At 66.3% G+C, this 26,094-nt stretch carries 23 protein-coding genes; 18 read left to right on the top strand and 5 right to left on the bottom strand.

Annotation, left to right across the window (positions count from 1 at the left end; all coding sequences use genetic code 11):
• The first annotated feature begins 1 nt into the window (after position 1).
• From N4264_RS25525 to N4264_RS25505, 5 genes are all read left to right on the top strand, one after another.
• Positions 2-394 (top strand): MAPEG family protein, encoded by a 393-nt coding sequence (locus N4264_RS25525; RefSeq protein WP_261695017.1) that lies wholly within the window; start codon positions 2-4, stop codon positions 392-394.
• Between the two features lie 258 nt (positions 395-652).
• On the top strand, positions 653-1,354 hold the full coding sequence (locus N4264_RS25520) for a Bax inhibitor-1/YccA family protein (protein WP_261695016.1): 702 nt from the start codon (positions 653-655) through the stop codon (positions 1,352-1,354).
• 172 nt (positions 1,355-1,526) lie between these two features.
• Positions 1,527-1,988, top strand: a complete 462-nt coding sequence (locus tag N4264_RS25515; RefSeq protein ID WP_261695015.1) for a DUF3592 domain-containing protein — start codon at positions 1,527-1,529, stop codon at positions 1,986-1,988.
• Between the two features lie 453 nt (positions 1,989-2,441).
• Positions 2,442-2,975, top strand: a complete 534-nt coding sequence (locus N4264_RS25510; RefSeq protein WP_261695014.1) for a hypothetical protein — start codon at positions 2,442-2,444, stop codon at positions 2,973-2,975.
• A 182-nt stretch (positions 2,976-3,157) separates the two neighbouring features.
• Positions 3,158-4,789, top strand: a complete 1,632-nt coding sequence (locus N4264_RS25505) for a methyl-accepting chemotaxis protein (protein WP_261695013.1) — start codon at positions 3,158-3,160, stop codon at positions 4,787-4,789.
• Between the two features lie 40 nt (positions 4,790-4,829).
• On the opposite strand, the gene N4264_RS25500 is transcribed toward N4264_RS25505, so the two are convergent.
• The 4 genes from N4264_RS25500 to N4264_RS25485 all read right to left on the bottom strand — a co-directional run bounded on the left by N4264_RS25500 (position 4,830) and on the right by N4264_RS25485 (position 10,527).
• Entirely contained in the window at positions 4,830-5,174 is a 345-nt protein-coding gene (locus N4264_RS25500) for a RidA family protein (RefSeq protein WP_261695012.1), read from the bottom strand.
• Between the two features lie 148 nt (positions 5,175-5,322).
• Complete coding sequence (locus N4264_RS25495; protein ID WP_261695011.1) at positions 5,323-8,544, bottom strand: WD40/YVTN/BNR-like repeat-containing protein; 3,222 nt, start codon at positions 8,542-8,544, stop codon at positions 5,323-5,325.
• Between the two features lie 15 nt (positions 8,545-8,559).
• A complete protein-coding gene (locus N4264_RS25490) occupies positions 8,560-9,300 on the bottom strand; it encodes a hypothetical protein (protein ID WP_261695010.1) in 741 nt (246 codons plus the stop codon).
• A 120-nt stretch (positions 9,301-9,420) separates the two neighbouring features.
• Complete coding sequence (locus N4264_RS25485) at positions 9,421-10,527, bottom strand: PQQ-dependent sugar dehydrogenase (protein ID WP_261695009.1); 1,107 nt, start codon at positions 10,525-10,527, stop codon at positions 9,421-9,423.
• A gap of 127 nt (positions 10,528-10,654) precedes the next feature.
• Between N4264_RS25485 and N4264_RS25480 the strand changes: the two genes are divergently transcribed.
• The 3 genes from N4264_RS25480 to N4264_RS25470 all read left to right on the top strand — a co-directional run bounded on the left by N4264_RS25480 (position 10,655) and on the right by N4264_RS25470 (position 12,845).
• Complete coding sequence (locus N4264_RS25480; protein ID WP_261695008.1) at positions 10,655-11,149, top strand: hypothetical protein; 495 nt, start codon at positions 10,655-10,657, stop codon at positions 11,147-11,149.
• Between the two features lie 38 nt (positions 11,150-11,187).
• Entirely contained in the window at positions 11,188-11,682 is a 495-nt protein-coding gene (locus N4264_RS25475; RefSeq protein ID WP_261695007.1) for an MgtC/SapB family protein, read from the top strand.
• Between the two features lie 119 nt (positions 11,683-11,801).
• On the top strand, positions 11,802-12,845 hold the full coding sequence (locus tag N4264_RS25470; RefSeq protein ID WP_261695006.1) for an FG-GAP repeat domain-containing protein: 1,044 nt from the start codon (positions 11,802-11,804) through the stop codon (positions 12,843-12,845).
• A 46-nt stretch (positions 12,846-12,891) separates the two neighbouring features.
• On the opposite strand, the gene pstS is transcribed toward N4264_RS25470, so the two are convergent.
• A complete protein-coding gene (gene pstS / locus N4264_RS25465) occupies positions 12,892-13,944 on the bottom strand; it encodes a phosphate ABC transporter substrate-binding protein PstS (protein ID WP_261695005.1) in 1,053 nt (350 codons plus the stop codon).
• Positions 13,945-14,520: 576 nt separating this feature from the next.
• Here pstS and N4264_RS25460 point away from each other — a divergent pair.
• From N4264_RS25460 to N4264_RS25415, 10 genes are all read left to right on the top strand, one after another.
• Positions 14,521-15,048, top strand: a complete 528-nt coding sequence (locus N4264_RS25460; protein ID WP_261695004.1) for a hypothetical protein — start codon at positions 14,521-14,523, stop codon at positions 15,046-15,048.
• A gap of 51 nt (positions 15,049-15,099) precedes the next feature.
• The gene (locus N4264_RS25455) at positions 15,100-16,389 is read left to right on the top strand and encodes an NCS2 family permease (RefSeq protein ID WP_261695003.1); all 1,290 of its coding nucleotides are present in this window, start codon (positions 15,100-15,102) and stop codon (positions 16,387-16,389) included.
• Positions 16,390-16,407: 18 nt separating this feature from the next.
• Positions 16,408-17,109 (top strand): DNA/RNA nuclease SfsA, encoded by a 702-nt coding sequence (gene sfsA, locus N4264_RS25450; RefSeq protein WP_261695002.1) that lies wholly within the window; start codon positions 16,408-16,410, stop codon positions 17,107-17,109.
• A 133-nt stretch (positions 17,110-17,242) separates the two neighbouring features.
• Entirely contained in the window at positions 17,243-17,929 is a 687-nt protein-coding gene (locus N4264_RS25445; RefSeq protein ID WP_261695001.1) for an RDD family protein, read from the top strand.
• Positions 17,926-18,924, top strand: coding sequence for a stage II sporulation protein M (locus N4264_RS25440; RefSeq protein WP_261695000.1), 999 nt, complete (start codon positions 17,926-17,928; stop codon positions 18,922-18,924). The genes N4264_RS25445 and N4264_RS25440 overlap by 4 nt, the downstream gene beginning before the upstream one ends.
• A 32-nt stretch (positions 18,925-18,956) precedes the next feature.
• On the top strand, positions 18,957-20,618 hold the full coding sequence (locus N4264_RS25435; protein ID WP_261694999.1) for a DUF4129 domain-containing protein: 1,662 nt from the start codon (positions 18,957-18,959) through the stop codon (positions 20,616-20,618).
• Positions 20,615-21,772 carry a DUF4350 domain-containing protein gene (locus tag N4264_RS25430; RefSeq protein WP_261694998.1) on the top strand — a complete coding sequence of 386 codons (1,158 nt, stop codon included), beginning with the start codon at positions 20,615-20,617 and terminating at the stop codon, positions 21,770-21,772. Before N4264_RS25435 ends, N4264_RS25430 begins: the two co-directional genes overlap by 4 nt.
• A complete protein-coding gene (locus N4264_RS25425; protein ID WP_261694997.1) occupies positions 21,769-22,752 on the top strand; it encodes an AAA family ATPase in 984 nt (327 codons plus the stop codon). The genes N4264_RS25430 and N4264_RS25425 overlap by 4 nt, the downstream gene beginning before the upstream one ends.
• A complete protein-coding gene (locus N4264_RS25420; RefSeq protein WP_261694996.1) occupies positions 22,749-24,053 on the top strand; it encodes a DUF58 domain-containing protein in 1,305 nt (434 codons plus the stop codon). The genes N4264_RS25425 and N4264_RS25420 overlap by 4 nt, the downstream gene beginning before the upstream one ends.
• Positions 24,054-24,692: 639 nt before the next feature.
• Positions 24,693-26,087, top strand: coding sequence for a pectin acetylesterase-family hydrolase (locus N4264_RS25415; RefSeq protein ID WP_261694995.1), 1,395 nt, complete (start codon positions 24,693-24,695; stop codon positions 26,085-26,087).
• Positions 26,088-26,094 lie beyond the last annotated feature (7 nt).

The raw sequence follows: 26,094 nt of genomic DNA, 5'->3' as shown, positions 1-26,094 counted from the left end.
GATGCTCGCGCACTTGCCCTCCCTGGTGGTCGCCCTGACTGTCTTCCTGCTTTTCGGCACGGTCTTCATGGTCGGCCGCGCCCGTGTCCGCCACGGCATCAAGGCGCCGGCGACCTCCGGGCATCCGGACTTCGATCGGGTCTTCCGGGTGCAGATGAACACCCTGGAGAATGCGGTGGCCTTTCTCCCCTCGCTCTGGCTTGCCACGACCTACGGCAGCCACGCGATTGCAGGCATCGCGGGCCTGGTCTGGGTACTGGCGCGCGTCTGGTATGCCGTCACCTACGCCCAGGATGCGGCCAAGCGCGGCCCGGCCTTTCTGGTCAGCATGGTGGCCCTGGCCGTGGTGCTGGGGACGGGCGTGTTCGGCCTGCTCCGGGCCATGATTGGCTGAGCTGGCTGGCCGGGCCGGGCGCAAACTGTGATGGAACCGGCAAACGGAACCTGACACAGTGCCAAGTGAAGGTGGACAAAACAGCAAGGTACCGCTGCCGCCGGGAACGTAAAATTTGCCGCTGAACCCACCCGGCTCCTGCCTTGGCGGGCCGGGGCTGGCACAATGCCGCCCGGCGCGGCTTGAGCCAGAAACAGGCTCTGTGCCGTTCAACAGGCCATGAGTTCGCAACAACCGTCGTTATGACAAGGGGACACCATGCATCAATCCGCACCCAGCTTTAACCAGGTCGAGACGGCCACCCGGGCCCAATTCATCAAGGCGGCCTATACCTACCTGGGCGGCGCGATCGCGGCGTTCACGGTGCTGTCGGCGATCTTCTACGCCACCGGCGTCGGTCGCATGATGTTGGCGTTCATGAGTGCCAGCAAGTTCGTGTGGCTGGGCTTCCTCGGCGCCTTCATGCTGGTGGGCTGGCTCGCCACGAACATGGCAGACAACAGCGACAGCAACCAGAAGCAGACGCTGGGTCTTGGCATCTATGTCGTCGCCGAGGCGCTCATCTTCTCGCCACTGTTCGCGCTGGCCGGCATGGTCGCGCCGGACGCCATCGGCTACGCCGTGTTCGTGACGGCGCTCCTGGTCGGCGGCCTGACCTGGACGGCCTTCACCATGAAGACCGACTTCACCTTCCTCGGCGGCTTCCTGCGCGTCGCGGGCATGGTGGCGCTGGGCGCCATCATCGTCGGTGCGATCTTCGGCTTCTCGCTGGGCCTGGGCTTCTCCGCCCTGATGGTGCTCTTTGCGGGTGGCTGCGTGCTGTACGACACCTCGCAGATCATCCATCACTATCCGACGGACCGTCCCGCCGGCGCCGCCCTGCATCTGTTCGCGTCGATCGCGCTGATGCTGTGGTACGTGCTGCGCATCTTCATCTCGCTGGCCAGCAGCGACGACTGAGTCCGGCGCGCCGCGGACGTGGGATCGTCCGCGGCGCCTTTCTCGCCAGGATTTCGATTTTTTTGGCTTCAACGGACTTCCCGGCCCCTGGCCGGGGACGACCGCGCTCGTTTCGCTTTTACCGACCGCCCGGGCGCTGGTGCCTGTGCGGCAACACCATGGGGGTAGTGTCATGCTGGGCAAACTGAAGATGTTCCTGATCATTGCGGCGCTGATCATTGGCGGCCCGCTGTTTATCGTCGCCGGATTCAACGAATCCAAGAAAATGAAGGCGATGGACGACCACGGCAAGACCGCCGAAGCGGTTGTCGAATCGGTCGAATGGAAGCGCAAGCGCGGCAGTGACCGGTCCTTCACCGTCAACGTGCAGTTTGAGACCGAAGACAAGCAGCGTATCACCAAGAACAACCTGTCCGTCTCCACGGAGCTGGGCAAACAGCTGCGCGATGGCGGCGATAACGCCACCGTGCAGGTGAAGTACCTGCCGGAAGACCCGCACACCGTGATCATGGCCGATCACAAGGACAACTCGGGTTTCATGTACGGTGCTGGCGCCGTGGCCTTCCTGGTCGGCGTGGGCATTCTGGTGTACCGCCTGCGCAAGCGCGGCGAGCCGGAAGCGCAGCCCGCCTGATTACGGACGTCCATACTGCTATCGAAAAGGCCGCAGCGATGCGGCCTTTTTTTTGCTTTGTCGCGCCGCAGCCGGTGCTCCGATGTGCCACCGCGTCGCGGAGCGGACTATCCAGCCGTGTCCGGAAGTCTATATGGCCAATTCGACACCGGTGCTCGCGGGGCGTTGCCGGAAGCTGCCTTTTTTGCTTGTTGTTTAAATAATTGCTACACGTTGATCACAAAGAGGGCCGGAATCCGAGTAATACGCGCAAGTTTGTTGCACTGACGATGTGGGCGACGTGCTCGTTGTCGACGCCGGGAAGTGTCCGGCGGACGGTTCACTGCGGATCGGTCGGTGCCAAGGAATAGGTGAAAAGGACGCTGAGTGAATACACCTGGCATGATCATGATGGTGCGCGGACGGCCGGAAAATCCGCTGCGTTTGTACCTGACCTTCGGCCTGATATCGGCCATGGTGGTGTTTGCCGCCTGCGTGGCACGGGCGTTGGACGACACGGAACTGGGGGCGGGCCTGGTGATCGCGGTGGTCGCCGCGGCCGCTCTGCTGCGCGGCTGCCTGCTGCCGCCCGCCGTGACGGCGCGGCGCGCGTCGGGCCAGAAGCGTTGGCATGTCCGAGGGTGCTTCGCAAACGCTAGCATTCCGCTCGGGCCGGATGTGCCAGTCGACTCGGTGCGATTATCCGCTTCCGGCGCGCTGGAGATCCGCAGCAGTGAACCCGGCGTGCCGCTGCTCATGGTGGAGCCGGCCCATTTCGATCCCAAGACCCTGGCCGCGCTGCCACGCCTGCTGGCCATTGATTCCGCGTCCCAGCTGCGATCCCTGCCGGTCGAGATCGGTATCGACGGCGAGCGGACGCGGCTGCGGCACCGTTCGATCGGCCGCATGCACTGGCTGGAGATCATTGAACGGCCCGGCGCATGGGGCCTGCTCGCCTCCTGCCTGGCGGTCGAAGCCGTGGCCATTGCCGTGGTGAACCAGATCTGAGACGTTGCGGGCCGTCGCCGTCGGTGGGCGCGTGATCTGCAAGACGCAAAAGGGTATTGTTCCCAATACGCGGGCGGCAACGACGCTAGAGGGCCGGTTGCGCCGCGTGCAGTGCTGAATCGGGGGCGGTTGCCGATTCGACGGCCAGCCGTCCGGTCATTGATCGTGACCGAGGTCCGTGCATGAAAGACGTGTCGATCCGTCAGCGCATTCTCGGCAGTTTCGGGATCATCCTCGGCCTCACCGCCATTGCCGGATGGCTCATCTTCTACGACCTGCACCTGGTCCGCAGGAACATGACGACTCTTGAAACCGATTCGGTGCCGGGCCTGCTTGTGGGCGCCGAACTGCGCGTGACGGTGGAGGAGGGGTTCCTTCGCGTTGCCCGACACGCCACGTTGACCGAGGCGCACGAGATACAGGCCAACCGGGAACGGATCCTTGACCTGCGCACTCGCCGGGACGAGCTGATGGGTACCTACGAGAAACTCATTGCCGAGCCAGCTGAGCGATCGCGCTTTGAGTCACTCAAGACGTCGCTGGAACCCTTCCGCATGGCCGTGGATGCGGTGCTGGGGACGGAGGGACAGCCGGTGGGCCCGGCGGCGACAGCGGCTGCGCTCAAGACCGTGGACGCCAGCTTTGAGCAAGTGGACAAGGCACTGAAGGGGCTGACCGAGCGCAACATTGCCCACAATCGCGAAATCATGGCGCAGGTGGACGAGGCGCTGGCTCGCACCCGCGAGGTGCTCATCGCGGCATTCGCGATATTGACCTTGCTGTGCCTGCTCTCAGGCGTGCTTCTGTTCCGGTCCATCACGCTGCCGCTCAAGCGTCTGATCGATGCCACGGAAGTCACGCGGCAGGGTGACTTCACCCGCCGCATCGCCATGCAGCGGCGTGATGAGCTGGGTGTGGTATCGGACGGCTTCGACCGGATGATCGACGAGCTCGCCGCCCTGATCGGGCAGGTCAAGGCGACCAGTCTCCAGGTGACCACCTCGGTGACGCAGGTGGCGGCCAGCGCGCGTGAGCAACAGGCCACCGCGACGGAAATCGCCAGTACCACGGCGGAGATCGGTTCCACATCGCGGGAGATCACCGCGACGTCCCGTCACCTGGTCAAGACGATGAAGGAAGTGGCCGAGAGTGCGGACCAATCGGCCGTCCAGGCGAGCGAAAGCCAGTCCGCGCTGACCCAGATGGGCGAAACCATGCGCAATGTCATCGAGGCGACCGGCGCGATCACGGCCAAGTTGACGGTACTCAACGAGAAGGCCAGCAACATCAACCAGGTCGTCACCACCATCAGCAAGGTGGCTGACCAGACCAACCTGCTGTCACTCAACGCCGCGATCGAAGCAGAGAAAGCCGGCGAATTCGGACGCGGATTTGCCGTGGTGTCCAGCGAGATCCGCCGGCTCGCCGACCAGACCGCCGTGGCGACGTTCGACATCGAGCAGATCGTCAAGGAGATCCAGTCCGCCGTGGCCAGCAGCGTCATGGGAATGGACAAATTCTCCGAGGAAGTCCGCCGCGGCATGCAGGAAGTCAACGCGGTCACCCAGCAGCTGCACGAGATCATCAACCAGGTGCAGGCACTCGCGCCGCGGTTCGACTCGGTCAACGAAGGCATGCAGGCGCAGGCGGACGGCGCCGACCAGATCACCCAGGCGCTGCAGCAACTGACGGAATCGGCGCAGCAGACGGTGCAGGCACTGCGCCAGTCCAACGAAGCCATTGACGGCCTCAACCAGGTGGCAATCACGCTGCGGGGTGGTGTGTCACGTTTCCGGTTGCGCGAAGAGGCGTAAAGCGTGCGGCCGGCTGCTGTGCCGGCCGCACGAGGGTGAATCAGACCGCCGCAGTGACGACGATCTCGATCTTCCATTCCGGCTTGGCCAGCGCGGCCTGCACCGTCGCGCGCGCCGGCGTGTGGCCCGGTACCACCCAGGCGTCCCACACGGCGTTCATCGCGGCGAATTCGGAAAGGTCAGTGATGAAGATCTCGGCGCGCAGGATTTTCGACTTGTCGCTGCCGCAGCGCTCGAGCAGTTCGTCGATGGCGCCGAGCACCTGGCGTGTCTGGCCCTGGATATCCTGGGTCGGGTCATCGGCAACCTGGCCGGCGAGGTAGATCGTTCCGTTGTGGACGGTGGCTTCGGACATACGCGGGCCGACATCGTGGCGCTGGATCATGCGGGCGTTCCTTCGTGCGGGAGAGCCGGCAAGGCTTGCAGAAGCCGGCGCCCCAGACAAGTAAGCAGCGGTCATGATCGATCGCGGCGCCGGCGCATTTGGCGGATCGGCGTGCCGGCGCAGTGGTCTGCGCCGGCACGCGGCGCTGTCAGTCGCGCTCGGCGGGCATCTGCACCGGTGTGGCGATACCGGCCCGCTGGCCCAGGGCCCGGGCAAACGCCTGTTGCACGTCACCGCTGGACAACTGCGCCTGTGGCGGCGGAGCAACCGGGTCGGTGAGTTCCGGCAGCGACTTGGCCTTGAGGGCGCTGTTGAGTTTGCCGGTGCGCGCCTTGCGCAAGGTGTCGAACTCGCGGGAGACATCGTCCAGTTCGCGCTGGAGTGCCTCGTAGCGCTCTACCAGATAGGTAGCCGGTTTACCCTCATAGGACATGAGTGCGCCGTAGAGCTGGTCGGCATGCTCGCGGATGCGTTCCTCGCCGGTGATGGCACCGCCTTCCTTGGTTGCCACGATCTTCTTGCGAACCTCGTCCAGGCTTGCCGCGTAGCTGTCCAGATCCTTGCGCAGACGGTCGCTGTCCGGCAGCTTCGCGGCCGTGTCGGCGGCGGCGCCGCGGGCCGCGAGCAGGCGTTCGTTGAGATCGGTCATTGCGCCGAACAGGGCATGCACCTTCATCGACAGCGCATACTGCGCCTGCCGGTCGGCGACGGAAAAATCGGCGCGGCGGTCCAGGGCGATGTCCAGCGTAGTGGTGTAGGTTTCCTTGCCCTTGGTCAGCCGCACGGTGTACTTGCCCGGCACCACGCGCGGACCCTGCACAGAGTTGAACGCGACCTGCGCCGCCTTCGGCGTGCGAGGCGGTGCGACGCGCATCGACCAGCTGACCCGGTTGATGCCGCGGCGCTTGGCGGCGGGGATGGTGTCGATCACGTTGCCGGCGGCATCGAGGATTTCCAGCTTGATCGGCCCGAACAGGTGGCGCGACTTCTGGTAGTAGGAAATCACCGCGCCACCAGCGGGATTCTGCCCGGCGAATTTCGCATCGCCTTCGGACCACCCGCCGATTCCGCCGAATCGCTGCTGTACCGGCTGCGCCTCGAGGAAGCCGGCTTCGCGGGCCAGCAGGTCGTCATTGAGCTGCCGCAGCGGCGAGATGTCGTCGATGATCCAGATGCCGCGCCCATGCGTGGCCAGCACCAGATCGTTGTCGCGGGCCTGCACCACGATGTCGCGCACTGCCACGCTCGGGAAGTCGCCGCCCTTGAACTCGGCCCAGCGCAGACCGCGGTCGATGCTGATCCACAGTCCGAACTCGGTGCCGACGAAAAGCAGGTCCGGATCGACGCTGTCTTCCTTGACCACATGCGCGTAGCCGCGCAGGCCCTGCGCGGTGCCGGCGATCGGCGTCCAGGTACGGCCGAAATCCGTGGTCTTGTAAACATACGGCGTCATGTCACCGACGCTGTGGCGATCAAACGTGGCGTAGGCGGTGGCCTCGTCGTGCCGGCTGGCTTCCACCCAGGACACCCACGACGCCGCCGGCAGGCCCTTGATGTTCTTTGCCATTTCCGTCCACGTGGCGCCGCCGTCGCGGGTGAGCTGCAGGTTGCCATCGTCGGTGCCGACCCAGATCACCTGCGCATTCCGCGGCGATTCGCTGATGGAGTAGATCGTGGTGTGCATCTCCGCCGAACTGTTGTCCACGGTGATGCCGCCGGAGAGTTCCTGCTTCTGCTTCTGCGGGTTGTTGGTCGTCAGGTCCGGAGAGATGCGCTCCCAGTTCTGTCCGTGGTCGCGGGTACGAAAAAGAAATTGTGAACCGATATACAGGGTCTTCTTGTCGTTCGGGCTCACATGGATGGGCGTGTTCCAGTTGAAGCGCAGCTTCTCGCCGTAGCGTGCCTTGGGCTGGATGTCGCGCGCCGCGCGTGTCTTGCGGTTGATGCGGGAGATATTGCCGCCCTGGTACTCGGCATAGACGTAATCCGGGTCGGATGGATCGGCAAACACCCAGAATCCGTCGCCGCCGTAGAGATTCTCCCAGCGATCATTGGTGATGCCGCCGGGGAACTGCGAATCGCCCACCCAGGAACTGTTGTCCTGCAGACCGCCGTAGACCTGGTAAGGGTCCTTGTCGTCCGTGCTGACGTGGTAGAACTGGGAAATCGGCAGGTTGTCGCCCTTCCACCAGCGGTTGCCGCCGTCCTGCGAGATCCACAGTCCGCCGTCGTCGCCCAGGATCAGGTGCTTGGCGTTCCTGGGGTTGATCCACAGTGCGTGCGAATCGCCGTGCGTTGCGCCCGCGGCCGAGGTAAAGCTGCGGCCGGCATCGTCGGAGACGATCATGAACAGGTTGGTCTTGAAGACGCGGTCGGCGTTGGTCGGATCGACAATGAGCTTGGCGAAGTAGAACGGACGCCAGACCATCATCTGGCTCTTGTCGCGGGCCTGGAAGGTCTTGCCGCCGTCATCGGAGACATACAAGCCCGAGTCGACACCTTCAATAAAGGTATACACGCGGTCCGGATTGCTCGGCGCAATTTCGGTCTCCACGCGTCCCCAGGGCTTGGCCGGCAGGCCCTTGGCGTTGTCGGCGGAGATTTCCGTCCAGGTCTTGCCGCCGTCGGCGGTGCGGAACAGGCCGCTGCCGCTGCGCGCCGCGGGACCATCGCCGCCGGAGCGGAAGGTCCAGCCTTTGCGGCGGAAGTCCCACAGGCCGGCATAGAGCAGATCCGGGTTTTTCGGATCCATCGTGATGCCCGAGCAGCCCGTGGACAGGTTGCTGCCCTTGAGGATCTGCTGCCAGGTCTTGCCGCCATCGGTAGTCTTGTACAGACCGCGCTCGGCCGAGTCGCTCCACAGCTTGCCCGGCACGCAGGCATAGACGGTGTTGCCGTCCTTGGGGTGCACCAGGATGTCGTTGATGCGCTCCGACTCGGGCAGGCCCATGGCCGTCCACGAATCGCCGCCGTCAGTGGATTTGTAGATGCCGTTGCCGACGGACACGGAATTGCGCGTCCAGGTCTCGCCGGTGCCGACCCAGACCGTCTTCTCGTTCGACGGATCCAGCGCGATCGCGCCGATGGACTGGACCGGCTGCTTGTCGAACACCGGCTTGAATGTCGTGCCGCCGTCAATGGACTTCCAGACGCCGCCGCTGGCGGCGCCCACGTACAGTGTGACCTTGCCGTCTGCGGTGTTGTGCGCGGCCATCGCGGAGATGCGTCCGCTCATCGCCGCCGAACCGATGTTGCGTGCGCCCAGGCCCGAAACGGTGCCCGAGTCGAATCGCGCCGGTGTGGCGGATTCCGCGCCGGTTGCTACCGTAGTCGTAGCGATGAGGCCGCCCGCCAGGATATGTAGAATCATGAGGATGTGCTCCGCTTACTTGGCTGCCGGCAGGGAAAACACCGCATCGTCGATCTCGACGTTGGCTTCGGCTTTCTCGATGGTGAGCTTCTGTCCCTTGGGTTGGCCTTTCGGCCCCGATTCGATCGAAAACGGGACAAACACGCCGTTGACCGCCTCGTAGTTGCCCAGGTCGTTCTCCTGTTCGTTTTCCACGCCGCGGACGACACTGATCGTGCTGACGCGGATCTCCAGGAAATAGTCCGGATCCAGGTAGATGAACTGCGTATCGCCGTCGGCGCGCGCCACCTTGAGCTTGTGCGCCGGCGTGCCGTCGACGTCCTCAAGGCCCAGGTATTCCACTTTGTGGCCTTTGCCGCGCCAGTCGACGAGGGGGCCATCGATGTCGGCCTGCTGGGCGAAACTCTTGGCCTGGTCGGCGGATAGTTTTTCCGGGTCCTTGCGGCCCTGGAATGGCTGGATCTGCCAGGCGTCCTTGCCGTCGTAGGCACTGACCGCCGTCAGCCCCTGCAGCGAGTTCTCGGCGCGGAACTTGTCGCCGCGTTTCTGCAATTGCAGAAAGCCCAGCTCGACCGAGAAGCCGCCGCCGGAGAACTGCGTGCGGCCCGTCAGCCGCAGCGACTGGATGGCCTGGATCTTTGCCAGGCCGCCGCGGGCCTCGATGTTCTTGGCCACCAGCTCGTCCACGCTGATTGCTTGTGCGCTGCCGGCGGCAAGAGCCGCGAGCAGCGCGAATAAACCGTGCCGGATTGTCATGTGGATCGATCCGTTTGTGCAGAAGGGGGAGGGTGGTCGGCCACGATCGGCGTCGTCACTCAGACCGGAGTTGCCACGCTACGGTATCGGGCGCAAGTCGGAGTTTCGATCCATCGAAAGTCACGGTTTGCGCGAGGCTGCCCGGACCCGGAGCACTTTGCCCTGGCTGTCGTCCGTCAACAGGTACACCACGCCGTCCGCGTCCACGCGCACCTGGCGCAGGCGCTGCTTGAGCTCGGCGAAGAGGGTTTCCTGCGTGCCGATGCGGTCACCGTCGATCGGCACGCGCTGGGCCTTCTGCGCGGCCAGGGCGGTGACGATCAGGCTGCCGCGCCAGGCGGGGAATTCGTCGCCGCGGTACAGCGCCATGCCCGCCGGCGCGATCGACGGCGTCCAGTGGAGCAGGGGTTGTTCCAGACCCGGCCGTTCGGTGTAGGGTGAGATCTGCGCGCCGGAGTAATCCACGCCGTAGGTGATCAGGGGCCAGCCGTAGTTCTTGCCCGGTTCGATACGGTTGACCTCGTCACCGCCCTTGGGCCCGTGCTCATGGGCGTACAGTCGTCCGCCGGCGCGGTCGAACGCGATTCCCTGCACGTTGCGGTGGCCCAGGGAATAGATTTCCGGGCGCGCATCCTTGCGGTTGAGAAACGGGTTGTCTGCCGGCACCGAGCCGTCGCGGTTGATGCGTACGATCTTCCCGAAATGATTTTGTAGATTCTGCGCTTCGTCGCGGTAGTTGAAGCCGTCGCCCAGGCCGATCACCAGCGTGCCGTCGGCCAGGAAGGTCATGCGGCCGCCAAAATGGGCGCCGCCGCGCTTGGTCGGTTCGGCGGCGAAGATCGTGCGGACGTCGCGCAGACGGCGCCCTTCCAGCCGGGCACTGATCACGCGGGTGCGGTTGGCGTCGGGCGTGCCGTCGGCGAACGACAGGTACAGTGTCTGGTTGTCGCCAAAGCGGGGATCGGCCAGTACTTCGAACAGGCCGCCCTGGCCTGTAGCCATCACGGGTGGAACGCCGTCCACCGGTTCCTTGACCAGCGTTCCGTTCTCGATCATGCGAAGCCGGCCGGCGCGTTCGGTGACCAGCTGGCGGCCATCCGGAAGGAATTCCAGGGACCAGGGATGGTCCAGCCCCTCCGCCAGGGTGTCGACCACGTAGATCGGACCCTGCGCACCGGCTGTCGTTGCTGCCAGGAGGAGTCCGCACAGCAGGGCGTAGCGCTTCATGGTCAGTCCTCGGGGTTGCGCCGGCCGCGCGGCGGGTGAAGGGCACTGCAGGTTACCCGGCGACACTACCAAAAGTGGACGATTGCCCCTATATCTGCATGCCTGAGCGGTAGGGATTCCATTCCATATGACGTCAGGTCGGCGCGTGCGTGTTGTCGGGGCATTCATTGCGGCGCTGGGCGTTGCTGCGAACTGGGGTTCGGTGGTGCAGACGCAGGTCAGCCTGCTGGCGCTGCGGCGCCTGGGCATGCGCATTCCCTGGGACGTGAACCTGGAAAGCGTCGTGCGCGACCTGGCCGGATTCGCGCCGTTCTACGCCGGTATCGTCCTGGTGGGCTGGTTGCCGGCAATGGGGGTGGCGGCATGGCTGTCGCACCACCACACCGCCCTGCGCACACCGCTGCATGCGCTGGCCGGTGCCGCCGCGGTGGCAGGCGCGCTGTTCGCGCTCGACACCCTGGCGCCCGTTCCCGGCGTCGTCGCAGCCACCCGCACGGGCCTGGGTTACACGGGCCTCGTCGCCGGCGGCGCGGTCGGCGGGCTGTGTTTCGCCATCTGGTCGCGCGCCCTGCGGCCTGTCGCTTTTGGCGTCGTGTCGACGTCGGACGCTTCACTATCGTAGCCAGGGGCTCCCCCGGCATTCGAACAGGCAGGTTTTCCATGGCGGCAGATGCACAGGTGGCCAGCGTTCTGGCGCAGGAACTGGGCAGCTTCGCCGAACTAGGCGAGATCACCCGTACCGTCGTGCGGTTGTCCATTGCGGCGCTCCTGGGCGGCCTGCTCGGCTACGAGCGGGAGCGCAAGGGCCGCGCCGCCGGCCTCAAGACCCACATGCTCGTGTCGCTGGGGTCGGCCTTGTTCGTCCTCGTGCCCCTGCAGGCGGGCGTGAGCCAGGGCGACCTGACGCGCGTCGTCCAGGGCATCGTCTCCGGCATCGGCTTCCTGGGCGCCGGCACCATCCTCAAGGGGCCGCACCAGGGGCGCGTGGAGGGCCTGACCACCGCCGCCGGCATCTGGACCACCTCCGCCATCGGCATGGCGGCGGGCATGGGCTACCCGATGACGGCCGTCCTGTGCACGGGCGTTGCGCTTGTGATCTTCCACTGGGTCCCGCGCTGGCTGGCTCGCGGGGAAACCTCCGACTCGCGCCCGTAGACAATCTTCACCGGTTGCGTCTTCGCACTTTTTATTTCGGCGCGCGGGCGCCGTGCGCCGTGATGTGCGAGCATAGCCATCGCCGGCCGTCGTAATCGGAAACGATTCGGAGGTGTTGCATGCGCCCTGTTGCCGCGGTGTGCGTGACCTGTGCTCGCGTTGCTGCCGTGCTGGCAGCGCTGACCTGCGACGCATCGGCTGCCCCGGTGTTCTGTGTCGGCAGCGAGGGCGGTGCCGCCACCAGCGCGCGGCTCTACGCCGGCGACTCGCTGGTCGTCGAACGCAGCTACCACGCATTCGGTCCCGCGTTCAGTGGGGGCGCACGGGTCGCGTGCGGCGACATTACCGGCGACCGTCAGGCCGACGTCGTGGTGGCTGCCGGCCCGGGGGGCATGCCCCAGGTGCGCGCCTTCGATGGCGTCAGCGGCGCCGAGATCGCCAATTTCCTGGCTTTCGCCTCTGCCTTGACCGGTGGCGTCCACGTGGCGGTTGGCGACGTCGATGGCGACGGTCGCGGCGACTACGTGCTGGGCGCCGGGCAATCGGCCCAGGTGCGCGTGCTCAGCGGTCGCGATCAACGGGAATTGCACAACTTTTTCGCCTATGCGCCCGGTTTCACCGGCGGCGTGCGCGTGGCAGCGGGAGACGTCGATGGTGACGGCCACGCGGATATCGTGACCGGTGCCGGACCGGGCGGAGGGCCCGAGATCAAGGTTTTCGACGGCGCTACCGGTACCCAGGTTGCTGATTTTTTCGCCTACCTGCCGGGATTCAGCGGTGGGGTCTTCGTCGCCGCGGGCGACTACGACGGTGATGGCCGCGCAGATCTGATTACGGGGGCCGACGCGGATGCCGGTGCCGGGCCCCATGTGAAAGTGTTCAGCGGCGCGACCGGCGGCGAGATGGCCAGCTTCTTTGCTTTCGCGGCATCGTTCCGCGGTGGGGTGCGCGTGGCGGCTGGCGATGTCGATGGCAACGGCAGCCAGGACCTGGTGATGGGCACCGGCTCGGGGACCAGCGCGGTGGTGCGCGTGTGGACCATGCCGGGATTGGCCGGCCTGCACGAATTCCTGCCCTTCGGCGCCGCGTTCGCCGGCGGTGTATATGTTGGCGCCAGCGTGCCGGTCGAAGTGATCTTTACCGACAGGCTTGCGTCGCAATGACGCGCCGTCTGCTACGTCCTTCGTAGCAGACGGCGCCAGGGCCGGATCAGCGGCCCATTTCGCGCGCCCAGGCGGCTTCGATCAGCTTCACGACGCGTTCGGGCATCGGCGTGTAGCCCTGCGCGTCGGCCAGTGCCGCGCCGTTGCGGATCACCCAGCGGAAGAAGTCGAGTGTTCCCTGGCCGTCGGCCATGCGGCGCGGCGTGCGCGACACCACGGCCCAGGTGACGGCCGCAATTGGCCAGGCGTTGTTGCCCTGCACGCCGACCAGCAGGACGCTGAAGTGCGGCGCATTGGCCCAGTCGGCGGCATCGACCGCGGAGCTGATGGTCGACTGGGTCGGCGAGACGGTCTTGCCGGCCGCGTCACGCAATCCAACGATCTGCATGTTGTGGTCCAGCGCGTAGCCGTATTCGACGTAGGCGATGGAATAGGGCGTCCCGATCACCGTGTCGCCACTGGTTTCGTTGCCCTGGATACCCCGACCCGTTGGCCACTGTGGCGCCTTCGACGTACCGACGCCCTGCGCCCATTCCGGGCTGACCTTGGTCAGGTACGAGGTGATGTTGAAGCTCGTGCCGGAACTGTCGCCGCGGTACAGGACGATGATCGGCTGTGCCGGCAGGGGCATCGCCGGGTTGAGCTCCTGCAGCTTCGGATCATTCCATTGGGTGATGCGGCCCAGGTAGATCTCGGCCAGCAGGGTACCGGTCAGCTGCAGGCGCCGACGTTCGCCGGGAAAGTTCACGACGATGGCGATGCCGCCGGCAACCACGGGAAACTGCGTGAGATTGTTCTTGGTCAGCTCGTCTTCCGACAGCGGCGCGTCGGTCATGGCGAAGTCCACCGTGCCGGCCTTGACCTGTTCAATGCCGGCGCCCGAGCCCGAGGCCTTGTAGGAGACCCTGGTGCCCGATTGTTGCGACCAGGTGTTGATCCAGCGCCCCAGCAACGGTTCGACGAAGGTGGAGCCGGCGCCCGAGAGCTCCGCCGCACCGGCATTCATGGCCAGTGATGCAACGGTGACGGCGCAAATCAGGAGCAGACGTCGGACTATTCCGGTCGCCTGGGCGACCGGACGCGGCAAGGTGTTGTTCATGGCGAGCCTTTCTGAGTGGTCTGAACGAGGCGGAAAGCCTTGTTCTTCGGCGCCCCTTGAGTCGAGGGGCGGGCAAAAGACGCTGGGTACGTCAGCGTCTGACGGGGTTGTGGGGGGGTGTTCGCCTCAGCAGGGTTTCAATCCTGACGCTTGTTCAGGACTTCTTTCTGCAGGAGTCGGCACAGGGATTGCGGTGCACGATTGCTCCCGCGTCTTGTGTATAAAAAAACAAAAGAAACATGCGAATTCGTATTGAATGCGGGATTCGCGGTTTGATGATGCAGCATGGCCTTCCTCTGGCAGGGGATGGCAGCAGGTGCAATCCCTTCAGTCAGTCCGTTCCCTGGGGGCAGCCGACGGTTGTCGTCGATATGCCGGTTTCGTGCGCCACTGGAGGGCCCGATCTCCGGTGATGTCACGGTTCCTGCCGATGCCACGGCGTTGTAGCGCCGGCCACAGGCGGCCGCGGAGCCTAAAGAGGGTGTCCGCAAAGCACAAGCCCATGCGTGTTCCCGGCTTGGCTTTGCCCGCCCGCCGCCGCAGAATCGGTCGATCGATGATGACGGAGTAGCAGGGATGTCGGTTTCAATCAGGCGGGGTCTGGTGTTGGCACTGGCAGTGGCAGGCGCGCTGTCGACGGCGGTCGCCGAAGAGGCGTCGCGGCTGGAGACGCTGATGGGCAGCGAGGCGTTCCGCGCCAGTGGCCTTGACCAGCAATCGCCCGAGCAGCTGCGCCGGCTGGAAGACTGGCTCTACAACCATGCCGGCGAACTGCGTTCCCTGAAGCCGGCCTCCGAAGCGTCGTCGGCCACGGCGGTCGCCGAGCGCAAGGCGGCGCCCGATGAGGCGAAGCCGGCCGGCGAGCCGAAGGTGAGTGCCGACGAGGTGCACAGCCGCATCGCCGGTGCATTCAACGGCTGGTCCCAGGGCAAGGTACTGGTTCTGCAGAACGGCCAGAAATGGCGTGTGAGCGACGCCAGTTCGCTGGTGGTTTCGCGCGGTCTGGACGCGCCGGAAGTGACCGTAAAGCGCGGCTTCATGGGCATCTGGTTCATCAAGGTCAAGGGGTACAACACGACGGCCCAGGTGAAACCGGAGAACTGATCGCCGCGCATCGCGTGCGTGCCGTGCCTGCGCCACCTTGACGGAGCGACCATGATCGAATCGCTGTTCCAGTTGCGCGAGCACGGCACCACCGTGCGCACCGAATGCCTGGCAGGCCTGTCCACCTTCCTGGCGATGGCCTACATCATGTTCGTCAACCCGGAGATCCTTTCCGCGGCGGGCATGCCGCGCGATGCGGTCTTCGTCGCTACCTGCCTGGCGGCCGCGCTGGGATCGGCGGTCATGGGCCTGTATGCGAACTATCCCATCGCCATGGCGCCGGGCATGGGGCTCAACGCCTACTTCGCGTTCACTGTCGTGCAGGGGCTGGGTTACACCTGGCAGGCGGCACTGGGCGCCGTATTCATCTCCGGCTGCCTGTTCATCCTGGTCAGCCTGGTGCGCATCCGCGAGTGGATCGTCGATGCGATCCCGCGTTCGCTAAAGCTATCCATCTCTGCCGGCATCGGACTGTTCCTGGCCATCATCGGCATGAAGAATGCCGGACTGATTGCCGCCAGCCCGGCGACGTTCGTGACTGTCGGCACGCTGACTTCACCGGGCGTGCTCCTGGCTGCCGCCGGCCTGCTGCTGATCGTGGCGCTGGAAGCGCGTCGCGTCACCGGTGGCATCATCATCGGTATTCTCTTGGTCACCCTCGTGTCGATCGTGCTGGGCCTGAGCCCGCTGGCCGGTGTCGCGTCGCTGCCGCCGTCGCTGATGCCGACCTTGCTGCAGCTGGACTTGCGTGCAGCGCTGGATGCCGGGCTGATTGCCGTCGTGCTCACCTTCTTCCTGGTGGAGCTGTTCGACGCGACGGGAACGCTGATCGGCGTGAGTCACCGCGCCGGCCTGCTCGACAAGGACGGCAAGCTGCCGCGCTTGCGCCGGGCTCTGCTGGCCGATTCGACTGCGATCGTCGCCGGTGCGGCGATGGGCACCTCGTCAACCACCGCCTATATCGAAAGCGCCGCCGGCACCGCCGCCGGCGGGCGCACGGGACTGACCGCCGTCGTGGTCGCGCTGCTGTTCCTGGCGGCGCTGCTGTTCTCGCCGCTCGCGGCGAGCGTACCGCCCTACGCGACGGCGCCGGCGCTGATCTACGTGGCGATCCTGATGACGCGCGGCCTGGCGGAAATCGACTGGGACGACCTGACCGAAGCAGCTCCCGCCGTCATCTGCGCCGTGGCCATGCCGTTCACCTTTTCCATCGCCCACGGCATCGGCTTCGGGTTCATCAGCTACGCCGTGATCAAGGGGCTTTCCGGCCGCTATCGCGAAGTGTCGCCGGCCGTATGGGTGATCGCCGCGGTGTTCGTCGCCAAGTTCGGCTGGCTGTGAACACGGCGGCCACTCGTCGTGCGATTTGCTGAGCCGCTGCAACCGGCGACGCTGCTGCGCCGGCGCCAGCGTTTCTTCGCCGACGTGCGCGATGCCGCCGGCCAGGAGCTGACCGTGCTGTGTGCGAATACCGGCCGCATGCTGGGCTATTCGCAACCGGGAATGCGGATCTGGCTTTCGCCGCGGCCGCCCGGCTCGCGCCATGCATGGCGCTGGGAGCTGTCGGAGGTGGCGGGAGCGCTGGTCTGCGCGCATCCGCACCATGCGGTGAATCTGGTGCTCGAGGCCGTGGGCGAGGGCCGGCTCGCCGAGCTGGAGGGCTATGCCGGCGTGCGCCGGGAAGTGCGTTACGGCCGCGAGGGCAGTCGCGTCGACCTGCTGCTTGAATCACCCGGGCGTCCGCCGTGCTTCGTCGAGGTCAAGGCCGTGACAGCGGCCGATGAATTCGGCCTGGCGCTGTTCCCCGACGCGGTGAGCACGCGTGCGGCCAGGCATATGCGGGAACTGGCTGCCATGCGCGCCGAAGGGGCGCGGTCGGTCGTGGTTTTTGTGGTCCAGCGCAGTGATGCCCTGGCCCTGCGCACCGCCAGCGAGATCGATCCGGCGTATGCCGCGGCCTTCCGGACGGCGACGTCCGCCGGGGTGGAAACCCTGGTGCTGGGCATGCACGTCAAGCGGGAGGGGATCACCTTCGAACGCCGCCTGGCGTTGTTACGGTGATCCTCCCGGGCGCCGTAATCCGTTGTGAAGCGGGCGGCTTGCCGGCTAAAGTGCCACGCCCGGGCGTTGCCGGCGGCCGCGAGACAGGCCGTCCATCCCGGTGGCCGTGCGTGACGAAGGCATCCCTGGCGCAATGATCGATACCCTCACCCTGGTGGAAACCCCCGAAGGCATCAACCTGCGGCTGCGATCGGCCGGCCTGATGCCGCGGTCCGTCGCCTGGGCGGTGGACCTGGGCATCCGCGTTGCCGCGCTGTGGGTGCTGGCGATGCCGCTGGGTTTCTTCGGCGAGAGCGGGCAGGGCATCTACCTGATCGTGATCTTCCTGATCATGTGGTGGTACCCGGTGATTTTCGAAGTTCTCAACAATGGCCAGACCCTCGGCAAGCGCGCCATGGGCCTGCGCGTGGTGCACGCCAACGGCACGCCGGTGAGCTGGACGGCCTCGTTCGTGCGCAATCTGATGCGTACCGTCGACCTGCTGCCGTTTCTCTACGGTGTCGGCGCCGTTTCCAGCCTGGTGGATCACAGCAGCCGGCGCCTGGGCGACATCGTGGCCGGAACGCTGGTGGTGCACGTGGACAAACCCAAGCGTCCGACCGCTGCGCCGCACGTCGCGCCCGTTGACGTGCCGATCGTGCTGACCCAGGCGGAGAAGGCGGCGATCCTCGCCTTCGCCGAACGTTCGCGCCAGCTGACCGGCGAGCGCCAGCTGGAACTGGCCAGCCTGCTGCCGATGCTCACGCAGACGCGCGGGCCCAAGGCGGTCGAGCGCCTGCTCGGCATGGCCAACGCCATCCTCGGGCGCAAACCCGCATGAAGCAGGACGCTTTCGTCGCCGCCCACCAGTCTGATTGGAGCGCGCTGGACGCCTGGCTGATCGCCCGGTCCCAGCCCAAGGCCAAGGACCGTTCCTTCGACGCCGAAGGCCTGTTGTCGGACGTGGATTTTCCCGCGGCCTACCGGCGGGTCTGCCATCACCTCGCCCTGGCGGAGCGCCGCGGCTACAGCACCCTGCTGATCGACTACCTGCGCGAACTGATCCAGCGTGGCCACCAGGTGCTGTATCGGCCCTCGGCGCCGCGCTGGCATCGCATTGCCCTGTTCCTCGGCGCGGAATTCCCGCGCCTGGTGCGCAGCCAGTGGCGCGTGATGGCGGTGTCTGCGGCGCTGCTGTTCGTGCCGTTCCTTCTCACCATTGGCCTGATCCAGTGGCGGCCGGACCTGGCCCAGTCGCTGTTCGAACCCGCCCAGCTGGCCCAGTTCGAGAACATGTACGACCCGGCCAACTCCGGCAGGCGGCTGGGCCGCACGGAAGGCACGGATGTAAAAATGTTCGGTTATTACATCATGAACAATGTCAGTATCGGCTTCCGCACCTTTGCCAGCGGCCTGGTCGCCGGCGTCGGCAGCGTGTTGGTGCTGGTAAGCAACGGGATCATCATGGGCGGGGTGGCCGGGCACCTGACGGCCATTGGTTACGGCGGGCCTTTCTGGCGCTTCGTCGTCGGGCATTCCGCGCCCGAGCTCCTGGCCATCGTCATTGCCGGCGGCGCCGGCCTGCAGCTGGGCATGGCCATCCTCGCGCCAGGCCGTCGCACGCGCGGCCGCGCGCTCGTGGAGGCCGGCGTGATCGGCGCACGCCTGGCACTGGGCGTTTTCGCGATGCTGGTGTTCGCGGCGTTTGTCGAGGCGTTCTGGTCGTCGATCGAATGGATGCCCGACCCGGTGAAATTCAGTGTCGGCGGCTTGCTGTGGCTGTTCATCCTGCTGTGGCTGGTGCGGGGCGGAAGGGAACATGCGCATGGGGGCTGAGGCCGGAATGGCGCCATCGGGCCGGGTGAACCATGCAGCTTGAAGAGCTGACCATCGCGGTCCGCCGCCGCGCGCCGTGGGAAGCGGCGGACCTGGGGATTGCCCTGGTGCGGCACCATGCGCGTGCCATCTGGGTGTCGTGGATCATCGCCACGCTGCCTGTCGCACTGGCCTTCATGGCGGTCGGTGCCCTGCTGGACCAGATGTGGATTGCGTCGGTGCTGCTGTGGTGGTTCAAGCCCGCGTTCGACCGCGTGCCGCTGTTCGTGCTCTCGCGGGCTGTCTTCGGCGAGACGCCGAGCCTGCGCCAGACGCTCGAGAGTGCACGCCGCTGGGGCTGGAGCGGTATCTGGCCCTGGCTGCTGTGGCGCCGTCTCAACCCGGCGCGGGCGCTGCTGCTGGGCGTGGACCTGCTCGAAGGACTCACCGGCGCGCGGCGATCCCAGCGCGTGCGCCTGCTGGCCAAGGGCAGCGGCACACCGGCGTCCATGCTGACCATCGTCGGCATTCACCTGGACACCATGCTGTCGTTTTCCATCATCGTCTCGGTACTGATCTTCGTGCCGACCGAATTCCTGTCCGACTCGGCCCAGGCGATGTGGCGCACGCTCACCGAAGAGCCGCCGCTGTGGGCGCAGATGCTGCTGTACCTGGCCGGCTGGATCGGCATGAGCATCGTCGAGCCCTTCTATGTCGGCGCCGGGTTCGGGCTGTACCTCAATCGCCGCACCGAACTGGAAGCCTGGGACGTCGAACTGGTGTTCCGCCGGCTTGCCGCGCGGCTGCAGCCGGCCGCCGCCGTGGTCCTGGCGCTGGCGACGGTGCTGTTCGTCGCGCCCACGGTGCGGGCGGAAGCGGTGGCCACCGCGCCGGTGGACAGCGCCTGCGAGCAGTGCGAGCACACCGAACCGGACGAGACCGACGCCGCCGACGCCGCACCGGACCAGGACGGGGACCGCGAACGCTCCGGCCGCCTGGAAGAGATGCTGGGCCTGGACGACCTGCACGCGAAGACGAACACTGCGCCGCTGGAAACGGTCTTTGGCTCGGGTTATCAGGCAGACAGCACCTCGTTCCAGGACAACGTCGCGAAGGCCTATACCGATCCGGACCTCAACCCCAAGGCCACGATCACCACCTGGCAGCGGCGCAATCCGCTGGAGTCGTCCTCGTCGTCGAGCCGGACGAATATGGGATGGGCACGCCATCTTGGCCAGTTCTTCGGGGTCCTGGCCGAAGCGGCCCTGTGGGCGCTGGTGGCCTTCGGTGTGTACCTGCTGGTGCGCTACCGCGACGTGTGGCTGTCCTGGTTGCCTGGCGGCCCGGTGCGCCGTGCGCCCGATACCGTCGATGTGCACGAACTGACGGTGCCGGAACGCCTGCCGGACGATATTCCAGCTGCGATACGCGCCCTGATCGCCGCGGGGCAGCACCGGGCGGCGCTGGCGCTGCTCTATCGGGCGTCCGTTGAACGCCTGGCGGTGGCGCTGGGTGCGCCGCTTCCGCCGGGAGCGACCGAGTCCGAGTGCGTGCGGCGTGCCCGAAACCTGGGCGAGGACCCGTACGCCGCGCTGTTTATCCGCATCGTCCGCCTGTGGCAGGCAGCCGCCTATGCCAGCCGGTTGCCGACCAGCGCCGAGCTGGAAGCCCTGCTGCGCGAGTGGTCGGCGCCGCCGCGGAGTGCGGCGCCATGAAATACAAGGCCTGGATCATCGGCGGCGTAGGGGCTGTCCTCGTCGGGCTCCTCGTGGCCTGGTGGCTGTACACCTTCGAGCGGGTCGAGAAAGAAGTGTCGGTGCCGCCGCGCGGCGAGGCCAGCTACAACCCGCTGTTCGCCCTGCAGAAGACGCTGGAGGCGCGCGGCCTGCGCGCTGAATCGCACGCGACGTTGGCATTGACCGCGCTGGATCTCAAACCCGGCGACACCGTTATCTACAGCGCCGATCCGCGCGCGATGACCCGGCAGCAGGTCGATGCGCTGCTCACGTGGGTCGATTCGGGTGGACGCCTGGCCTTTGCGATTCCCGCGAGCGCGGAAGGACGTCCCGGCGACCTGATGGATGACCTGGGCCTGACCGTGCGGGAATCCCGCGATTGCCTGGAATGGCCGGCCGGCAGCGGTGCAGGGACCGGCGAGCCGAAAACCGATGATGAGAAAGCCGATGGCAAGAAGGGGCGCTGGTGCACGCGCCATCGCTTCCAGGTCCATCCGGAATACTGGGGCGACTATGCCTGGCTGTGGGGCAACGACACGCAGGGTTACCTCATGGGGCGCCAGTCCTTCGGTGCCGGACGCCTGTTCGTGGCGGCAAATCTTTCCTTTCTCCACAACCGTCATCTCAACGAGGGCGGCAATGCCGCATTCGCCTGGCAGGTGCTCGGCCCGCTGCTGGGTGAGGGGCAGGTGCACCTGATCTATGCCTCGGATGTACCGCCCTGGTACGTGTACCTGGTACGCCAGGGCTGGCCGGTGTTGTTGCCGCTGGTGCTGGCGCTGCTGGCCTGGCTGTGGGCGCGCAACGAGCGCCTGGGCCCCGTTCTGCCGCTGGCGGCGGCGCACCAGCGCGCCCTGCTGATGCACGTGCGCGCGGCCGGCGAGTTCGCCTTCCGGCGTGGCCGTGGCGGTGCCCTTTACGCCGTGGTGCGCCGCGGCTTCTTCGAACGCCTGCGCCGGCGCGAGCCTCTCCTGGCCGCGCTGGACGAGGAAAACCTCATCGTTGCGCTGGCCGAGCGCCATCGCCTGCCGCAGGCGGACATCCGCCAGGCGCTGCGCCCGATGGACCTGACCCGGCCCGAAGTGTTTTTCGCGACGATCCGAACCTTGACGCTACTGAGAAACCAGACATGAGCCCCGATGCCAGCGCGCCCCTGACCGGCGCCGCCCTTGTCGAGCGTACCCACGCCATCCGAAAGCAGATCGCCCAGGCCTTCGTCGGCCAGACCGAGGTGCTGGACCAACTGCTGGTCGCGCTGCTCGCCGGCGGCCACGTATTGCTCGAAGGCGTACCTGGCCTGGGCAAGACGCTCCTCGTGCGCGCCCTGTCCGCGGCGATGGAATGCACCTTCGCCCGTGTGCAGTTCACCCCCGACCTCATGCCCAGCGACGTGAGCGGCCACGCCTTCTACGACCCGAAGTCCGAAGGTTTCAAGATTCGGCGCGGCCCGGTGTTCACCAACCTGCTGCTGGCCGATGAAATCAACCGCGCACCGGCCAAGACCCAGGCGGCGCTACTGGAAGTGATGCAGGAACAGCAGGTCACGATCGAATCGCGCAGCTTTCCGCTGTCGCCGCCGTTCCTGACGGTGGCTACGCAGAACCCGATCGAACAGGAAGGCACCTATCCGCTGCCCGAAGCGCAGCTGGACCGCTTCCTGCTCAAGATCCTGATGAACTACCCGGCGCTGGAAGACGAAGTGAAGATGGTCGCCGCCGTCAGCCATGGACGTACCGCGGGCGACTTCGACCTCTCGCGCGTGCGTCCGGTCGTGCGTCCCGACGACGTCGTCGCGATGCAGCGCGGGACGGCGCTGGTGCGCGTGGATCCGGTCGTCCTCGACTACGCGGTGCGCATTGCCCGCGCCACGCGCGAGTGGCCGGGCATCAACATGGGCGCCGGTCCGCGCGGCAGCCTTGCGCTGGTCCGCGCCGCCCGCGCGCAGGCCGTGCTCGACGGCCGCGATTTCGTCACGCCCGACGATGTGCGCGCCATTGCCCGGCCGGCCTTGCGCCACCGCGTCAGCCTGGCGCCCGAGATGCAGATCGAAGGACGCCGCGTCGATGAGGTGCTGGATGCGCTGCTGATGAAAGTGGACGCACCGCGCCGATGAGACCGAGCGCCGGCCTTGTCGGCGGCCTCGTGGCCTGCGCGCTGGCCAGCGGGTTGGCGCTGGCCGGCTGGGCGCCGTGGACGTTCGTGCTGATCCTCGCCGGTGTCCTGGTGCTGCTGGCCGTGCAGGACGCGCTGCGTCTGCGCGGACTGCCCACGCCGAGTGTCGAGCGCGACATTCCGCCGATCATTCCGGTGGGTGTGGAGCGGCGCGTCGTACTGCGCCTGCGCCATTCCGCACGGCAGGTGTTGCAGCTGGACGTGCACGACCTGCATCCCTCGCAATGGGCCGTGTTCGGCTTGCCGCGGCGGGTTGGCCTGCCGCCGGCGCGGGAGATGGAACTGCCCTACCGGCTGACGCCCGACGAGCGCGGTATCGCCACGTTCGAGGGCTGTGCCGTACGCCTGCGCTCGCCACTGGGACTGTGGTGGCAACAGCGCCGGGTGCCATTGCGCCAGTCGGTGCGCGTCTATCCCAACTTCGCGCCGTTGGCCAAGCTGGCGCTGGTCGGTGCCGAGCAGGCATCGCGCGTGATCGGCGCGCACCTGAAGCGTCGGCGTGGTGAAGGCACGGAGTTCCAGCAGCTGCGCGAATACCGCACCGGCGACTCGATGCGCCAGATCGACTGGAAGGCCAGCCAGCGCGCGCGCAAGCTGATCTCGCGCGACTACCAGGAAGAAAAGAACCAGCAGGTCATGCTGCTGCTGGATACGGGCCGGCGGATGCTCTCACGCGACGACGGCCTGGCGCATTTCGACCACGTGCTCAATGCGGCGCTGATGGTGGCGTACATCGCGCTGCGCCAGGGCGACGCCGTCGGCCTGCTCGCTTCCGGCGGGCCTTCGCGCTTCATGGCACCGCGCCGCGGCATGGGTGCCATCGACGCCATGCTCAACACCGTTTTCGACCTGCAGCCCGAAGCCGTCGCCACCGATTACCTGGAAGCCGCCACACGGCTGGGCACGCGCCAGTCGCGGCGTTGCCTGGTCCTGCTGATCACCAATGCGCGCGACGAGGACATGGATGACCTGGTCGCCGCTGTCCGCCTGCTGCAGCGCCGTCACCTGGTCTGCGTGGCCAGCCTGCGCGAAGGCATCGTGGACGAGATCGGCAGCCAGCCCGTCAACGACCTGGAAGACGCCATCGCTATCGGCGCCATGTCGCATTACGCGGAGCAACGCACGCAGGCCCACCGCAACCTGCGTGCGCAGGGTGCCGACGTGCTCGACGTCAATTGCCGGGAACTGCCACGCACCCTGGTGGAACACTACCTGGCGATCAAGCGCGCCGCGCGTCTGTAGCGGGCACGAACGCAGTGGCCGTGGTCATTCGCGCGAGGGAGATCGAACGCGCGCGGACGAGAATGCGGGGGAGGGCTGTCAGCAGCCCGCCGGCGAACAGTCTGCCGGCATTTCCGGGAGCCGGAAATAGTCAAACACTCCGCCAGGCTCAGGGGGCGCCCGGCGGAGTGTTTGTGTGAGGCGAATATCGCCTGCCCTATAGCTACTCGAAATGCCGTTACGGAACGGCTCACTCCGCCTGAAAATATTTCGCGATGCCGATGAGCCAGGCCGTCTGGCTCCGCCCCCCCGCGTCGGACGATGTCTTGTCCGGATCGGCCACGCGATGCGAATTATTCCACTTGTATTCATCTGCCCGGCAGTGGTGGGCGCCTTCGCCCAGGTCATCGGCATCTGTGCCGGGGGCAATGCCGGCCAGGTTTGGCCGCTGCGCCCCCCGCAGGTGCTATCCAATGGGTTCCGCCGGACGGAAATCGCGCGGACCGCGCGAAAAAACCTGCATTTGCGCCGCTTTCGCGATTGACAGGGCGCGCCGGTTCGCGCTTCCATTCGCGACCGTACAGCAAGTGTGGAAACTGCGGGGTAATGGCAATCGACGCAACGTAGCGAAGTCCAACACATTCACGGGAGGGGAAGGTCATGGCTGCACGCTCGCGCAAGTCGCTGTTAGCGTTTACCGTGTTGTTGTCCCTGGGGTCCGTCGCCCACGCCGAATCCGGCGACTACGACTTCTTCCAGACACTGGCGAACCTGGTGTCGCCGCCCGGCCCGGATAACCGGGTGACGTCGGCGCAGGCCAGCGGCGCCTATCCGCTCCTGGCCAACCCGGCCGGCTACGCCGATGGCTGGAGTCCCGGCGCCTACTACCAGTGGCAGACCATCCGCCTGGCGCCCTCCACCGGCGCGGTCTGCGGCAATGGCTCACCCTACAAATTCTTCGTCAACCGCGTACCGAACACGCGCAACACGATCATCTACATGGAAGGCGGCGGCGCCTGCTGGGACTACGCCAGCTGCACCGGCCAGACGGGCATCCGCGGTGCGCGCAATCCCAACGGCGTGCCCGACAACTACATGAGCCTGCTCAATCCGGGCGCCAGCCTGGTAAGCCCGTTCGTGGTGCGCCTGCACCCGTGGACGGCGACGAAGTCGCAGGGCTGGAACATGGTCTACGTGCCGTACTGCACGGGCGACATCTACAGCGGCGACAAGGTGGCCGTGTACACCGACCCATCCGGCCAGAACGCGCCGCTGGTGTGGCACCACAATGGGCTGCGCAACGTCCGCGCCGTGCAGGCGTGGCTCAAGAATCACCTGCCGCGGCCGACCCAGATGCTCTCCACCGGGTGCAGTGCCGGCGGCACCGGCAGCCTGAACAACTACTACCCCATGCGTCGTGACATGGCGCCGGATCGCTCCTACCTGATCGACGATTCTGGTCCGGTCTTCTCCGCGCCGAGCGGGGCAAGTCCGACGCAGTATCCGTCGGTGCTGCTGCACGCGACGATCCGCAACGTCTGGGGCCTGGACGCCGCCAATGGCCCGCTGGCGTATCTGTCCAGCGTGATGTCCGGCTTCAACCGCAGTGACCTGGGCACGATCTATCGCGCGCTGGCCACGGCATTGCCGAATGATCGCCTCGGCCATACGCACTTCTGGAAAGACCTGAACTACTCCTCGTATTCCTACGAGCGGTTCTTCCCGGAAATCGGCGCGGCGCCGCAGGCGCAGAAGGAGCAGATGATCCACGAGCGCTGGGCCACGGACACCACCCGGCTGAAGCAGACGCTCGATGCACTGCCGAACTTCGGCGGCTACTTCCCGCAGTACCGGGCGGTCAACGAAAGCCATTGCACCACTATCGTGGATTTCAACCACGGCGATGTGCAGGAGCGCGGACTGCAACTGTCGCACTTCATCGACAGCGTGATGAACGGTGGCGGCAGCGTGCTCGATGCCAGTGAAACCAGTGACGCGGCAGACCGCGCCAAGCCGTTCAACCTCATCTACGCGATGATCGACGCGCTGCTTTGACGGGTGG

The organism is Tahibacter amnicola (assembly GCF_025398735.1).
Taxonomy (GTDB): Bacteria; Pseudomonadota; Gammaproteobacteria; order Xanthomonadales; family Rhodanobacteraceae; genus Tahibacter; species Tahibacter amnicola.
This window is presented reverse-complemented; position numbering and strand designations above follow the sequence as displayed.